Source organism: Bradyrhizobium sp. WBOS08 (assembly GCF_024585125.1).
GTDB classification, from domain to species: domain Bacteria; phylum Pseudomonadota; class Alphaproteobacteria; order Rhizobiales; family Xanthobacteraceae; genus Bradyrhizobium; species Bradyrhizobium japonicum_B.
Map to the genome: position 1 here is coordinate 1,169,626 of NZ_CP028988.1, position 13,310 is coordinate 1,182,935.

The window sequence follows — 13,310 nt, forward strand, 5'->3', positions numbered from 1 at the left end:
AACTTCATGACCGAAGCCGCCCCAAACGCTGTCACCACCGTGATGCGCGCCCTCGCCGATCCGACGCGGCGGGCCGTGTTCGAGCGCGTGTGCGAAAGCAAGGAGATCAGCGTCGCGGAGCTGACGCGCGGCAGCGGCGTGACCCAGGGCGCGATCTCGCAGCACCTGAAGTCGCTGAAGCAGGCGGGCCTCGTCGCCGAGCGCGCCGAGGGCCGCAACGTCTATTACCGCGCCGCGCCGCAAGGCCTCGAGCCCCTGGTCACCTGGATGGACCATTACGGCGTGTTCTGGCGCGAGCGTTTCCAGAACCTGCGTGACCTGTTGAAGGAGATCGATCCGTGAGTGCAGTTGCTTCCAAGGTCCAAACCCAAGACATCGTCATCGACGAGGTCTTCCCTCACGCCGTCGCGACGATCTGGAAGGCCCTGACCAGCGCCCAGTTGATTGCACGCTGGCTGATGCCGCCGACAGGTTTCGAGGCGGTCGTGGGCAACACCTTCACCTTCAAGACCAATCCGGCCGGTGCGTGGGACGGCACGATCCATTGCTGCGTCCTGGAGGTCGTGCCGAACCAGCGCCTGGCCTACGCCTGGACGGGCGGCGACGAGAGCAATACCGGCTACGGCTCGGCGCTCGACACCGTCGTCACCTGGTCGCTCACACCGGTCGAGGCAGGCACGCGCGTGCGCGTGGTGCATTCGGGCTTCGTGACGCCGAAGAACGATACCGCTTATCGCAACATGAGCGACGGCTGGGTCAAGGTGCTGCAGCGGCTCGACGCCATCTCCGGCGAAGACGAGTAAGGACACATCATCATGGACAAGCCCTATACAGGCGGCTGCGCCTGCGGCGCGATCCGCTATTCCATTCCGGGTGAGCCCCTGTTCAGCAATCATTGTCAGTGCCGGGACTGCCAGCGGGAAAGTGGCAGCGGCCACGGCTCCTACGCAACGTTCGCGCGCGCCGGCGTCACGCTCACGGGCGAAGCCGGGCATTGGGACATGGTCGCCGACAACGGCAATGTGAAGAGGCGCGGCTTCTGCCCGCAATGCGGCGTGGCCGTCTATATGACCTTCGCAGCACAGCCCGATGTCTTCACGATCCGCGCCGGAAGCCTCGACGAGCCCGCCCGCTACAAGCCGCAGGTGGTCACTTTCGCCGCGCGCGGTCACGGCTGGGATTGTCTTGACTCCGATCTGGCGAAATTTGCCGGCATGCCGCTGGCGTGAGATTGGGCGCGCCGAGACTGGTCGGCGGCTCAAATGCACGCCCGGATATAAGGCCGGTTGATCTCCCACAGCTCATCAAGCAGGCCCAGCGCCGCCTCCTCGGATTGGATGGCCGGGTCAAGCAGCAACGCCTGCAGCGCGATCTCCTTCGAGGCATGCATCGCCGCTTCCACGGCCATCTGCTGAACCTGAACCTGGACCGTCATCAGCTTGGCCACGGCGTCGGGCAACGGCCCGAGCGAGACCGGGTGGATGCCTGCGATATCTGCCACCACCGGCACCTCGACCGCGGCATCGGCCGGCAGGTTCGGGATCACCTGTCGATTGTAGATGACGGCGGACTCGATGACTTGCCTCCGGTTGTGAACGATGGCGGCGATGATGCTGGTCGCACGCTCCCCCGACGGCACGGACCACCAGTCCGGCGCGCCGGCACGACCGGCGAGCACGTCGTCGATCAGTCGTGTCAGTTTCGCGCGTTCGCTCTCGTCCCAGTCGTAATTGTAGCCGCCCTCGCCGGCCTCCCAGCCGAACGAGAGATACTCGCCAACATGACTGTCGCCGCAGCCGAGCCAGTAGCCGAAGGCATGCAACAACTTGCGCGTCAGGGGTGAGAAGGTCGGATCGAAATCCCGCTCCCTCTCGCGCAGAAGCGGATAGAGGTCCTCACCCGTCTCGCGATCCCGAATTTCGGTCAGGCACTGGAAATGATTGAGGCCTGCACCCCACACGTCCACCTGGTCTTTTCGAATCCCCAAAATTCGGGCGACATTCTCGCGGGCAAGAAATATTCCGTGGCAGAGGCCGAGGCTGCGAATCTTGCTGTACCGGCCCAGCGCCAGGATGATGCGGCTTTCCGGATTGGAGAAGTTGATGAAGGTCGCGCGCGGACAGCGGCGCTCCATCTCGCGCACGAAGTCGAACACCACCGGCAAGGTCCGCAACGTGAAGAACAGACCGCCGGGCCCACCGTTCTCACCCAGCGTATGGCGGATGCCGAACTTGCGCGGAATCTCGAAATCGAGCCGCCACAGCCGGTTGCGATCGATCGCGGTGGAATGCACGACGAACTCAGCACCGTCGAGCGCCGCGCGCCAATCCGTCGTGGCCTCGATGGCATAGCCGGCGCCGGATTTCTCGTTCAGCAGTTTCGCAAGCCGTGTCGACCGACCGAGCCGGTCGAGGTTTCGTCCGACCAGAGTCAGTGTTGAACCTGAGAGATCGCGGGTCGAGAACAGGTCCCGGAACATGCTCATCCCGAAGGATGCGCTGCTGGCGCCGAGAAAGACGATCTTCGTTGGCCGGGTCACGCTCTGCTCGCCGCGCGTTAGCCGAAATCGAGCACCATGCGGCCGTCGATCTTGCCGGCCTTCATCCGCTCGAAGACGTCGTTGATCTGCGCAAGCGGCACCTTGGTCACTTCGGCCTTGACCTTGCCGTCCGCTGCGAATGCGACGGCCTCATCCAAGTCCCGCCGCGTGCCGACGATCGAGCCGCGCACCGTGATGCGCTTGAGCACGACGTCGAAGATCGGCGTCGGGAATTCACCCGGCGGCAGGCCGACGAGACTGACGGTGCCCTTCCTCCGCACCATCTTCAGCGCCTGGCCAAACGCGGCGGTCGAGACCGCCGTCACCAGCACGCCGTGCGCCCCGCCGCCGGTCGCCGTCAGCACCTTGTCCACCGCGCCGTCCGCGAGCGTATTGACCGCGAGATCGGCGCCGGTCTCGCGCGCCAGCGCGAGCTTGTCCTCGGCGATGTCGACGGCGGCGACCTTGAGCCCCATTGCCTTGGCGTACTGGATCGCGACATGACCGAGCCCGCCGACGCCTGAGATCACCACCCACTCTCCGGGCCTGGCCTCGGTCTCCTTCAAGCCCTTGTAGGTGGTGACGCCGGCGCACAGGATCGGCGCGATGGCGGCGAAATCGACGTTCGCCGGCAGCTTTGCCGCAAAGGCAGCCGAGGCGATGACATATTCGGCGAATCCGCCGTTGACGCTGTAGCCGGTGTTGTGCTGGTGCTCGCACAGGGTCTCCCAGCCGGTCTCGCAATATTCGCACGACATGCATGCATCGTGCAGCCAGGCAACGCCCACGGCGTCCCCCACCTTCAGATTTTTCACGCCGGCCCCGAGCGCGGTGACGATGCCGGCAGCCTCGTGGCCGGGAATGAAGGGGGGAACCGGCTTCACGGGCCAGTCCCCGGAGGCCGCATGCAGATCGGTGTGACAGACGCCGCAGGCCTTGACCTTGACCAGAACCTCGCCGGGACCGGGCTGCGGCACCGGCACATCCTCGATCACCAGCGGCTTGCCGAATTGCTTGACGATTGCAGCTTTCATGGTCGGCATCGGTCTGCTCCTCTGCAGGTTGTGATGCAGACTAGCAATGCCGTTCCACGCCCCTTTGACCGGGGTCAAACGGCGCAAAGTTTGCGCAAGGCAGCCCCGATCATGACACCACGTTGACGCTGCGCGGAATCTCGACCTGTTAGCTATGGAACTTGAGGCCATCGACGATCTTGTCGATCACCTTGCGCTCGGCCCGCATGGCGATGCCGACGAGATTGAGCTCGGTGCGCGCCACCACCCTCACCGCCTCGCGGTTGGCGGCATCGTGCGTGGTTTTGAACATGTCCTCGGTATAGACCGCCGGCGTGACGTTCCGAGTGAGCGCGCGGTCCAGCGCACGCGACAACGCCGGACCGTCGGCGCCGTAGATCAGGATCGGCTGGCCGATCAGCGCGTGATATTTCGTGCCTGAGGCGTCTTCATAGGCTTCGCCGATGCATTCGGGAAAGGCTGCGGCGATGCCGCTGGTGAGGAAAGAGGCGACGTTGAGCTTCTGCCAGACCTGAAGATCGGTGCGGATCACGACGGCGATCTTGGTGTCGAACTGCATGCAATTCCTCGATTGTCATTCCGGACGCGCCACCTGGCGCGAGCGGAACCCATCGTCAACCTACTCCGTAGCACGATGGATTCCGGGCTTCGATGCTATGCATCGCCCCGGAATGACGGCAAGATAAATCAACCCTCATCAACCCTTGGCGTCGCAGGCCCAGGCGCGGATCACGCATTCCTTGCCGCCGTATTTGTAGCATTCGCGCGTGGCGGCGTTGAGCGAGGCGGAAATCTTCGGCTTGACGGCGTAGCCGTAGGCGCCGCAGGGGTTGGCGAGGTCGATCGACATGGCCGCGCAGGCGTGCTTCATCGTCACGGTGGTGCAATCGCCCTTGCACTGCTTCTGCGCCGCAGCGCGCGCCTCGTGCTCGTGACCGTAATCGAAGGCCTGGCCATAAGCGCCGCATTTGCCGACCGCAAAGGCGCCCGCGGCATGGGCTTCACTGATATAGCGGGCGCCCGTGACGGCAACCGACAAGACAAAGCAAAACATCGCGCAACGGCGCGCGACGACGTTCGAAGCCATGGAAATCCCCTCCCCCCAAGGCAGGTGCGGCTGACTCTAAGCCGCGGTCGTTTCCAGATGGTGAACGGGTGGTTGAATTCGGCAGGCTTGGAGGATGCCGTAGTCCCGCAGGGCGGATTAGCGAAGCGTAATCGGCCTCTTTTGTTTCCGCGGAGAAACACAGCGGCGGATTACGCCTTCGGCTAATCCGCCCTACGCATCCTCATCCCCGTCTTGCCGCTTCCAGCGCCTGCGGCGTGTCGATGTCGAGGAAGGCGCTCTCGCCGTCGACTGGCACTTCGGCCACCGCCTCGACATGCTTGGCGATCAGATGGCGCGCGCCGACGTCGCCGTCGAGCGTCATCAGCTCCTTGAAGAAGCGGCGCGACCACAGCACGGGATTGCCGCGGCGGCCTTCGCTGACGGGCACGACGATGAGGTTGCCGCGGTCGGGCGCGAAACTGTCGATGAGACGGTCGATCAGGCCGGCATCGATCAGCGGCATGTCGCCGAGACACACCACGGCGCCGTCGCAGGCCTCCGGCACGGCGGCGATGCCGGCCTTGACTGAGCTGGCGATGCCGCCTGCGAATTCCGCATTGCGGACGAACCGCACCTTCAAGCCTTGCAGGGCCTGCTCGACCAGTTCGGCTTGATGTCCGGTGACGACGATCACCTCGGAGGCTTTCGAGGCCAGCGCCTGCTCGGTCGCGAGGCGCACCAGCTTTTTGCCGTCGAGTTCGGCGAGCAGCTTGTTTGGCCCGCCCATGCGGGTGGAGCGGCCCGCCGCGAGCACGATGGCGGCGACCTGGCTGTTGCCCTCGATCTCGGGTTTTGCGCGCGGCTGCGGCCGCGTGACGATCTCCATCAGCAGGCCGCCGACGCCCATGCCCATCAATTCGGACCGCGTCACCTCGATGCCGGCGAGGAGCCGCATCAAGACCCAGTCGAACCCGTTCTCGACCGGCGAGCGCGCACAGCCCGGCGCGCCCAGCACCGGCACGCCGCCGGCGCGCGCGATCAGCAGGAGATTGCCGGGATCGACCGGCATGCCGAAATGCTCGATCTCGCCGCCGATGCCGGTGACGGCCGCGGGGATGACGTCGCGGCGATCGGCGATCGCGGACGCCCCGAACACGATGACGAGCTCGGCCCCGAGCCCGAGCAATTCCTTGATCGCCGCCGACAGCTCGCGTTCCTCGTGTTGGACACGGCGCTCGGCGATGATGCTGGCACCCGCGGGCGCGAGCCGCTCGGCGGTGACCCGCAGCGTCTTGTCGATCACTTTGGAGGACAGGCCCGGCAGCTGCGTCGAGACCACGCCGACGCGCTGGATCACGTAAGGCGCGATCTTCAGCACGTCCTTGCCCGCCGCCTTCACCGCGGCATCGCGCAAGCCTCCCTCGACGCCGAACGGGATGATCTTGACGGTGCCGACCATCTCGCCCTCGACCACCGGCTTGTAGGCGGAGAGCGTCGCAAAGGTGATGGCCTCGTCGATATTGTTGATGCGGTCGACTGCGGCACGGTCGATCACCAGCACGCCTGGACGCGCGGCGAACAGGTTGGCGCGGCCGGTGAAGGCGCGCTCGACATGAATGCCCTCGCCGCCGACGGCGAGCGCGATGCTGGCGGCCGCGACGTCCTCGGAGACGTCGCCTGCCTCCATGCGCACCACGACGATGTCCTTGATGCCGGCGCGCTCCAGCGCTTCGACCTCGGCGGGGCCAATCGTCGTGCCCTTCTTCAGCACCAGCGGCCCCTGGCGCAAGGTGTGAACGGTCACCCCGCCGATCGCATCCCTGGGGCTCGCCGGGCCGAACTTCATGCCGCTTCTTCTTTTTCTTTCGGAGGCAGCCGAAGCACTGCCGTGATCTCCGCCATGATCGCGACCGCGATCTCGGAGGGAGAGACCGCGCCGATCGCAAGCCCGATGGGCGCGTGGATCCGCGCGATGTCGCTTTCCTTCGCGCCCTGCGCCCGCAGCCGGTCGGCCCGCTTGGCGTGCGTCTTCCGCGAGCCGAGCGCACCGATATAGAAGCAGCCGCGCTCGAAGGCATGCAGCAGCGCGGGATCGTCGATCTTGGGATCGTGCGTCACCGCGACGAAAGCGGTATAGGCATCGACATTGAGCGGCGGCAGCGCGGTATCAGGCCATTCGGCCACCAGCGGAATATCGGGGAAGCGCTCGGGGCTGGCAAAGGCCGTGCGCGGATCCACCACCGTGACGTCGTAGCCGAGCGAGCGCGCCAGCGGCGCCAGGGCCTGGCTGATGTGCACCGCGCCGACGATCACGAGCTTTGCGGTCGGTGCGTAGACGTTGAGGAACAGCTTCTTGCCGCCGACTTCGACGCTGGCACTCTTGCCCATGCGAAGCTGCTTCTCCAGCTCGGTGCGCAGCGAATCCCTGGCAAAATCCTTCGCCTTCACCAGGCGCTGCTCGCCGCTCTCGGTGTCCGTCACCAGGATCGCCGGCCGGCGCGCGGCCCGCTCGGCATTGAGTTCGTGCAGGATCTCGAGCTTCACGGCTAGCCGACCTTCTCGACGAAGACGCGGATGGTTCCGCCGCAGGACAGCCCGACATTCCAGGCGGTCTCGTCGGCGACGCCAAACTCCAGCATCCTGGGCTTGCCGCTCTGGATCACATCCATGGCCTCGGTGACCACGGCGCCCTCGACGCAGCCGCCGGAGACCGAGCCCAGGAACGTGCCCTCGTCGTTGATGACGAGGCTCGAGCCCGCCGGGCGCGGCGCTGAGCCCCAGGTCTCGACGACCGTCGCCAGCGCGACGCCACGGCCGGCCCTCTGCCAGTCCTCCGCCGCCTTCAGGATATCCTCGTCGCGATCGAGCATGGCTGGCCTCTCAAGCTGCGGAGCGGATCAGGCTGCGGTGATGCGGCGGCAGCGGCCGGGAGAGCGTCGTGATCAGCTCCTGGATCGAACTCAAATTATGTACCGGACGGAATTCGTCAACGTGCGGGAGCATCATTTTGATGCCCTGCGCCTTGGCCTCGAAGCCGCCGAACCGGAGCAGCGGATTGAGCCAGATCAGCCGCCGGCAGGAGCGGTGCAGCCGGTCCATCTCGAAGGCCAGCTTGGAATCGGCCTCCCGCTCCAGCCCGTCGGAGATCAACAGCACGATGGCGCCCTGGCTCAGCACGCGGCGCGCCCACAATTTGTTGAAGTTGTGCAGCGAGGCCGAGATCCGGGTGCCGCCGGCCCAGTCCTCGACCGAAGCCGAGCAGCTCGCCAGCGCCTCGTCGGGATCGCGCTGACGCAGCGCGCGGCTGACATTGGTGAGACGGGTGCCGAACAGGAATACCGAGACGCGCTTGCGGGCATCGGTGATGGCATGCAGGAAATGCAGGAACAGGCGGGTGTACTCGCTCATCGAGCCCGAAATATCGAGCAGCGCCACGATCGGCGCCGGCTTCTCGATCCGTCCCAGGCGATGGATGTCGATGATGTCGCCGCCGGTGCGCAAGGATGCGCGCAGCGTGCGGCGGAGGTCGAGGCGAAGCCCGCGCGGGTCGGACCGGTGTCGGCGCGTCAAAAGCTGGGCCTGCGGCAGGTGCATGCGATCGATGGCGCGCAACGCCTCGGCGATCTCCGCCGCGCTCATTTGCGCAAAATCCTTCTTCTGGAGGATTTCCGTGTCGGAGACCGACAGGCGCAGATCCTGCTCCTGGTGCTGCGGCGTCTCGGTCATGCGCGGCTGCGACATCGCCTCCTGCACGCGGCGCGAGCCGGCCTTCGGCTTCTTCTTGGCCTCGTCCGGCAACGGCACCGAATCCAGCATGTGCTTCCACTCCTCGGAGGCGCGAAAGAACAGGTTGAAAGCCTGGCTGAAGATCAGCGCATGTTCGTGGCGCTTGACGAAGATCGACTCCAGCGTGGTGAAGACGTCGGCGCGGTTGCCGATCTCGATCACCTGCAGCGCGCTCATGGCGTCGATGACGGCGCCCGGCCCCACCGGCATGCCCGTCGCGCGCAGCGCGCGGGCGAAGCCGACGATGTTGTCGGCGAACTGCTCGGTTTGCTCCGGGGCAAGGTGGTTGATGGCCATGGATCCACACTCTCAGCCGTCATTCCGGGGCGCGCCCTCTTGGGCGCGAGCCCGGAATCCATTTACCCGCAATCCCCGCGGCCCGATGGATTCCGGGCTCGCGCCTTTGTCGCGCCCCGGAATGACGAGCTCAATCTAACGCGGGGCTAATTCTCGCTCGTCGCTTCCTTAAGCACCTTCTGCAAGGCATCGCCCTGCATCCGGGTGATGTCGTCCTGATATTTGAGCAGCGCGCCCAGCGTGTCGCCGACCACCTGCGGGGTCAGCGAGCGGGCATCGAGCTCGGACAAAGCGGTGGCCCAGTCGATGGTCTCGGCAACGCCCGGCGATTTGTAGAAGTCCTGGTTGCGCAGCGCCTGCACGAAGCGCACCACCTGCTGCGACAGCTTGGCGGAGATGCCGGGCACGCGCGACTTGACGATCGCGAGCTCGCGCTCGGCGGCGGGATAATCGACCCAGTGATAGAGGCAGCGCCGCTTCAGCGCGTCGTGGATCTCGCGGGTCCGGTTGGAGGTGATGATCACGATCGGCGGGTGCGGCGCCTTCACGGTGCCGAACTCGGGGATCGTCACCTGGAAGTCGCTGAGGATTTCGAGCAGGTAAGCCTCGAATGCCTCGTCGGCGCGGTCGAGCTCGTCGATCAGCAGCACCGGCGGGCCGGCGACGTCGGGCTCCAGTGCCTGGAGCAGCGGCCGCTTGATCATGTAGCGGTCGGCGAAGATGTCACTCGAGAGCTGGTCGCGATCGGTGTCGCCGGCGGCTTCCGCCATCCGGATCGCGATCATCTGCGCCGCGCTGTTCCACTCGTAGACCGCCGAGGAGACGTCGAGGCCTTCGTAGCATTGCAGGCGGATCAGCTTCCGCCCCAGCGCCGCCGAGAGCACCTTGGCGATCTCGGTCTTGCCGACGCCGGCTTCGCCTTCCAGGAACAGCGGCCGCCCCATCCGCAGCGATAGGTACGTCACCGTCGCCAGCGATCGCTCGGCGAGATAGCCGCGCGAGGTCAGGAGTTCGAGCATCGCATCGACCGATGCCGGCATTCCAACTGAAGTACCGGCACCGGAAGTATTGGCCACTGAAGTCATGAAACGCCAGTCTCGGTTACGCCCTCATGGGGGCAGGCATCGGGCCCGTCGGTCGCCCGCTCATTCCTTGGCGTTGGCTGCATCGACGGCGCGCCGTGTCAGCACGCCGATGAGATGCGCGCGGTATTCGGCGCTGCCGTGGATGTCGCTGTTGAGGCCTTCCGCCGGCACGTTGATGCCGTCGAGCACCTTGGACGAGAAGCGCTTCTTGAGGGCTTCCTCGAACGCCTCGACGCGGAATACGCCCTCGGAGCCGGCGCCGGTCACGGCGACCCGCACGTCCGACGGACGCCGCGCCACGAACACGCCGACCAGCGCATAGCGCGAGGCCTGGTTGCGGAACTTGATGTAGGCCGCCTTCTTCGGCAGCGGGAACATCACCTTGGTGATGATCTCGTCGGCTTCGAGCGCGGTCGTGAACAGGCCCTGGAAATACTCTTCGGCCTTGAGGCGGCGCTTGTTGGTGACGATGGTCGCGCCCAGCGCGAGCACTGCGGCCGGATAGTCCGCGGTCGGATCGTTGTTGGCGAGCGAGCCGCCGATCGTGCCCTTGTGGCGCACGGCCGGATCGCCGATCTGGCTGGCGAGATTGGCCAGCGCCGGGATCGTCTCACCGACGATCGCGGAGGCCGCGACCTCGGCGTGCTTGGCGGTGGCGCCGATCACCAGCGAGCGGCCCTTCATCTCGATCGTGTTGAGCCCCTCGATATGGGAGAGGTCGACCAGATGCGGCGGGCTCGCCAGACGTTGCTTCATGACGGGAATCAGCGTGTGGCCGCCGGCGATCACCTTGGCGTCTTCGTTCTTCACCAGGAGGTTGGCGGCTTGCCGAACGGTCCCGGGGCGATGATATTTGAATTCGTACATCTGAATGTCCTGATCGCGGGATGCGCGTTACGCGAGGTCGGATTTCGCCATCGCCTTGGCGCCGGCGGAGATCGAGGCGACGATGTTCTGGTAGCCGGTGCAGCGGCAGAGATTGCCTTCCAGTTCTTCCCGGATCGTATGGTCGTCGAGCTCGTGGCCCTTGCGGTGCACGATGTCGATCGCGGTCATGATCATGCCCGGCGTGCAGAAGCCGCACTGCAGGCCATGGTGCTCGCGGAAGGCTTCCTGCATTGGATGCAGCGGCGCGCCGTCGGCGGCCAGCCCCTCGATTGTCTTGACCTCGTGGCCGTCGGCCATCACCGCAAGCGTGGTGCAGGACTTCACGGCCTTGCCGTCGAGATGCACGACGCAGGCGCCGCATTGCGAGGTGTCGCAGCCGACATGGGTACCCGTCAGCTTCAGATTTTCGCGCAGGAACTGCACCAGAAGCGTGCGGGGATCGACATTGGCCGTGACTGGATTGCCGTTCACGATGAGGGAGATTTTTGCCATAAGCACTCTCTATCAGCGCCCCGACGGGTCCCATCGAAGCGGTTCTTATAATTATTCCAACCCATCATATGGGCCATTATGCCCGGGGGCAACATCACCCCGGGCGCAAGGCGCCATGCCGAAGGCGCTACCCTAAAGATATTGGACCTTCAGCTCTGTACGGCCTTAGCTTTGTACAGCCTTGGCGAAGTTCGCGAAAAACTCGTCGGCAAGCTTCTTGGCAGCACCGTTGATGAGGCGCTGGCCGAGCTGCGCCAACTTGCCGCCGATCTGCGCCTCGACGTCGTAGGAAAGCAGCGTGCCGCCGTCCTTCTCCGCCAGCCTGACCGCAGCGCCGCCCTTGGCGAAGCCGGCGACCCCGCCCTCGCCCTCACCCGAGATCTTGTAGCCGTTCGGCGGGTCGAGATCGGACAGCGTGACCTTGCCCTTGAAGCGCGCCGACACCGGGCCGACCTTCATTTTCGCCGTTGCACGAAAGCCGCCGTCGTCGGTCTTCTCGAGCTCCTCGCAGCCGGGGATGCAGGCCTTCAGCACCTCGGGATCGTTGAGCTTGGCCCAAACGGCCTCGCGCGGCGCCGCAAGCTGGACTTCGCCGTTCATCGTCATGGCCATGAGGGTGCCTCCCGGATCGCGTAACTATAGTGCTGATCAAGTAACGCAGGGACGCGGCAAAGGAAAGGGCGGCGCTCGGTCAAGTGCAATGCATATTCGCAACTGCAAAAAGGCCCGTGCGGGTGGTTGGGGATTGGCATGGCCGGGCCATGATGATTAGGTCGCGCGCAACATGAACACATCCCTCTCCCCCCTGCTCGCACCGATGCTGTCGAGTGCTGCCATGCGCGCGGTCTGCGACGACCGGTCGACGCTGCAGAACATGCTTGATTTCGAGGCAGCCCTGGCACGCGCCGAGGCCGCCACGGATGTGATTCCGGCATCCGCCGTGGGGCCGATCGAGGCCGCCTGCAAGGCCGATTCCTTCGACATGGCCGCGCTGGCAGAGGCCGCGACACGGTCGGGCAATCTCGCGATCCCCCTGGTCAAGACCCTGACCGCCAATGTCGGCAAGGCCGACAAGGACGCCGCGCGCTACGTGCATTGGGGCGCCACCAGCCAGGATGTCATCGATACCGCCACCATGCTCACGCTGCGCGCCGGCATCGATACGCTCGACGCCGACCTCGGCCGCGCCATCAAGGGCTTTGCCGCACTGGCGCGCCACCATCGCAACACTGCGATGGTGGCACGGACCTGGCTCCAGCACGCGCTGCCGATGCCGTTCGGCCTCAAGGCCGCCGGCTATGCCTCAAGCCTCGCCCGCGCCCGCTGCCGCCTGCGGCGGCTCCGCCGCGAGGGCCTCGCGCTGCAATTCGGCGGCGCCGCCGGCACGCTCGCGGCCCTCGGCGACAAGGGCCTGGCCGTGGCGGAACGCCTTTCGCGCGAGCTCGGCCTGCCGCTGCCGGAAGCGCCCTGGCACACCCATCGTGACCGGATCGCGGAGGCCGCTTCCTGCTTCGCCATTCTGGCCGGAAGCTGCGGCAAGATCGCGCGCGACGTCGCGCTGCTGATGCAGACTGACGTCGCCGAAGCCTTCGAGCCGGCCGGCGAAGGCCGCGGCGGCTCCTCGACCATGCCGCACAAGCGCAACCCGGTCGCCGCCGCAAGCGCGCTCGGCGCCGCCACGATGGCCCCGCAGCTTGCCGCGACGATCTTCGCGGCTCAGGTGCAGGACCACGAGCGCAGCGCCGGTCCCTGGCATGCGGAATGGCCGACGCTGCCGCAATTGATGCTGGTCACCTCGGGCGCGCTGTCCGCCATCGTCGACATCGCGGAAGGTCTCGACGTCGACGCCGCGCGCATGCGCAGCAATCTCGATGCGACGCATGGGCTGATCATGGCGGAGGCGGTCACCTTCGCGCTGGCGGAGAAGATCGGCAAGAGCGAGGCGCATCACCTCGTCGAGGCCGCCAGCAAGCGCGCGGTGGCCGAAAAGAAGCATCTGCGCGAGGTGCTCTCGTCCGATTCGCAGGTCAATGCGCAGCTTTCGCCGGAAAAAATTGCGGCATTGTTCGAGCCGATGGCCTATCAAGGGGCTTCCCAAGCCCTGATCGACCGGCTGCTCGACGGCCTCGACCGCGAATAAG

16 protein-coding genes are annotated in these 13,310 nt (G+C 65.9%); 4 read left to right on the forward strand and 12 right to left on the reverse strand.

Annotation, left to right across the window (positions count from 1 at the left end):
- The first annotated feature begins 6 nt into the window (after positions 1-6).
- Genes DCM80_RS05675 through DCM80_RS05685 form a run of 3 tightly spaced genes read left to right on the forward strand, consistent with a single transcriptional unit; the run spans position 7 to position 1,229 of the window.
- The gene (locus DCM80_RS05675) at positions 7-342 is read left to right on the forward strand and encodes a helix-turn-helix transcriptional regulator (protein ID WP_257196109.1); all 336 of its coding nucleotides are present in this window, start codon (positions 7-9) and stop codon (positions 340-342) included.
- Positions 339-803, forward strand: a complete 465-nt coding sequence (locus DCM80_RS05680) for an SRPBCC domain-containing protein (protein WP_257196110.1) — start codon at positions 339-341, stop codon at positions 801-803. Before DCM80_RS05675 ends, DCM80_RS05680 begins: the two co-directional genes overlap by 4 nt.
- Before the next feature lie 12 nt (positions 804-815).
- Positions 816-1,229: a GFA family protein gene (locus tag DCM80_RS05685; protein WP_257196111.1), complete on the forward strand. Its 414-nt coding sequence runs from the start codon at positions 816-818 to the stop codon at positions 1,227-1,229.
- 29 nt (positions 1,230-1,258) lie between these two features.
- On the opposite strand, the gene DCM80_RS05690 is transcribed toward DCM80_RS05685, so the two are convergent.
- The 12 genes from DCM80_RS05690 to DCM80_RS05745 all read right to left on the reverse strand — a co-directional run bounded on the left by DCM80_RS05690 (position 1,259) and on the right by DCM80_RS05745 (position 11,781).
- Complete coding sequence (locus tag DCM80_RS05690) at positions 1,259-2,539, reverse strand: alpha-glucosidase/alpha-galactosidase (RefSeq protein WP_257196112.1); 1,281 nt, start codon at positions 2,537-2,539, stop codon at positions 1,259-1,261.
- A gap of 17 nt (positions 2,540-2,556) precedes the next feature.
- The gene (adhP, locus tag DCM80_RS05695; protein WP_257196113.1) at positions 2,557-3,582 is read right to left on the reverse strand and encodes an alcohol dehydrogenase AdhP; all 1,026 of its coding nucleotides are present in this window, start codon (positions 3,580-3,582) and stop codon (positions 2,557-2,559) included.
- A 139-nt stretch (positions 3,583-3,721) separates the two neighbouring features.
- The gene (locus tag DCM80_RS05700; protein ID WP_257196114.1) at positions 3,722-4,132 is read right to left on the reverse strand and encodes a DUF2000 family protein; all 411 of its coding nucleotides are present in this window, start codon (positions 4,130-4,132) and stop codon (positions 3,722-3,724) included.
- A 138-nt stretch (positions 4,133-4,270) separates the two neighbouring features.
- Positions 4,271-4,660 (reverse strand): DUF4189 domain-containing protein, encoded by a 390-nt coding sequence (locus tag DCM80_RS05705; RefSeq protein WP_257196115.1) that lies wholly within the window; start codon positions 4,658-4,660, stop codon positions 4,271-4,273.
- Between the two features lie 202 nt (positions 4,661-4,862).
- On the reverse strand, positions 4,863-6,467 hold the full coding sequence (locus DCM80_RS05710; RefSeq protein WP_257196116.1) for a molybdopterin-binding/glycosyltransferase family 2 protein: 1,605 nt from the start codon (positions 6,465-6,467) through the stop codon (positions 4,863-4,865).
- Positions 6,464-7,165, reverse strand: a complete 702-nt coding sequence (locus tag DCM80_RS05715; protein ID WP_257196117.1) for an XdhC family protein — start codon at positions 7,163-7,165, stop codon at positions 6,464-6,466. Before DCM80_RS05715 ends, DCM80_RS05710 begins: the two co-directional genes overlap by 4 nt.
- Before the next feature lie 2 nt (positions 7,166-7,167).
- Positions 7,168-7,491 carry an XdhC family protein gene (locus DCM80_RS05720; protein ID WP_140480375.1) on the reverse strand — a complete coding sequence of 108 codons (324 nt, stop codon included), beginning with the start codon at positions 7,489-7,491 and terminating at the stop codon, positions 7,168-7,170.
- 10 nt (positions 7,492-7,501) lie between these two features.
- Positions 7,502-8,704, reverse strand: a complete 1,203-nt coding sequence (locus DCM80_RS05725) for a VWA domain-containing protein (protein WP_257196118.1) — start codon at positions 8,702-8,704, stop codon at positions 7,502-7,504.
- 146 nt (positions 8,705-8,850) lie between these two features.
- A complete protein-coding gene (locus tag DCM80_RS05730) occupies positions 8,851-9,789 on the reverse strand; it encodes a MoxR family ATPase (protein ID WP_257196119.1) in 939 nt (312 codons plus the stop codon).
- A 60-nt stretch (positions 9,790-9,849) separates the two neighbouring features.
- The gene (locus DCM80_RS05735; RefSeq protein ID WP_257196120.1) at positions 9,850-10,656 is read right to left on the reverse strand and encodes a xanthine dehydrogenase family protein subunit M; all 807 of its coding nucleotides are present in this window, start codon (positions 10,654-10,656) and stop codon (positions 9,850-9,852) included.
- 27 nt (positions 10,657-10,683) lie between these two features.
- Complete coding sequence (locus DCM80_RS05740) at positions 10,684-11,169, reverse strand: (2Fe-2S)-binding protein (RefSeq protein ID WP_028137319.1); 486 nt, start codon at positions 11,167-11,169, stop codon at positions 10,684-10,686.
- Between the two features lie 165 nt (positions 11,170-11,334).
- On the reverse strand, positions 11,335-11,781 hold the full coding sequence (locus tag DCM80_RS05745) for a carbon monoxide dehydrogenase subunit G (protein ID WP_028137320.1): 447 nt from the start codon (positions 11,779-11,781) through the stop codon (positions 11,335-11,337).
- Between the two features lie 172 nt (positions 11,782-11,953).
- Here DCM80_RS05745 and DCM80_RS05750 point away from each other — a divergent pair, with 172 nt between their 5' ends.
- The gene (locus DCM80_RS05750; RefSeq protein WP_257196121.1) at positions 11,954-13,309 is read left to right on the forward strand and encodes a 3-carboxy-cis,cis-muconate cycloisomerase; all 1,356 of its coding nucleotides are present in this window, start codon (positions 11,954-11,956) and stop codon (positions 13,307-13,309) included.
- Position 13,310 lies beyond the last annotated feature (1 nt).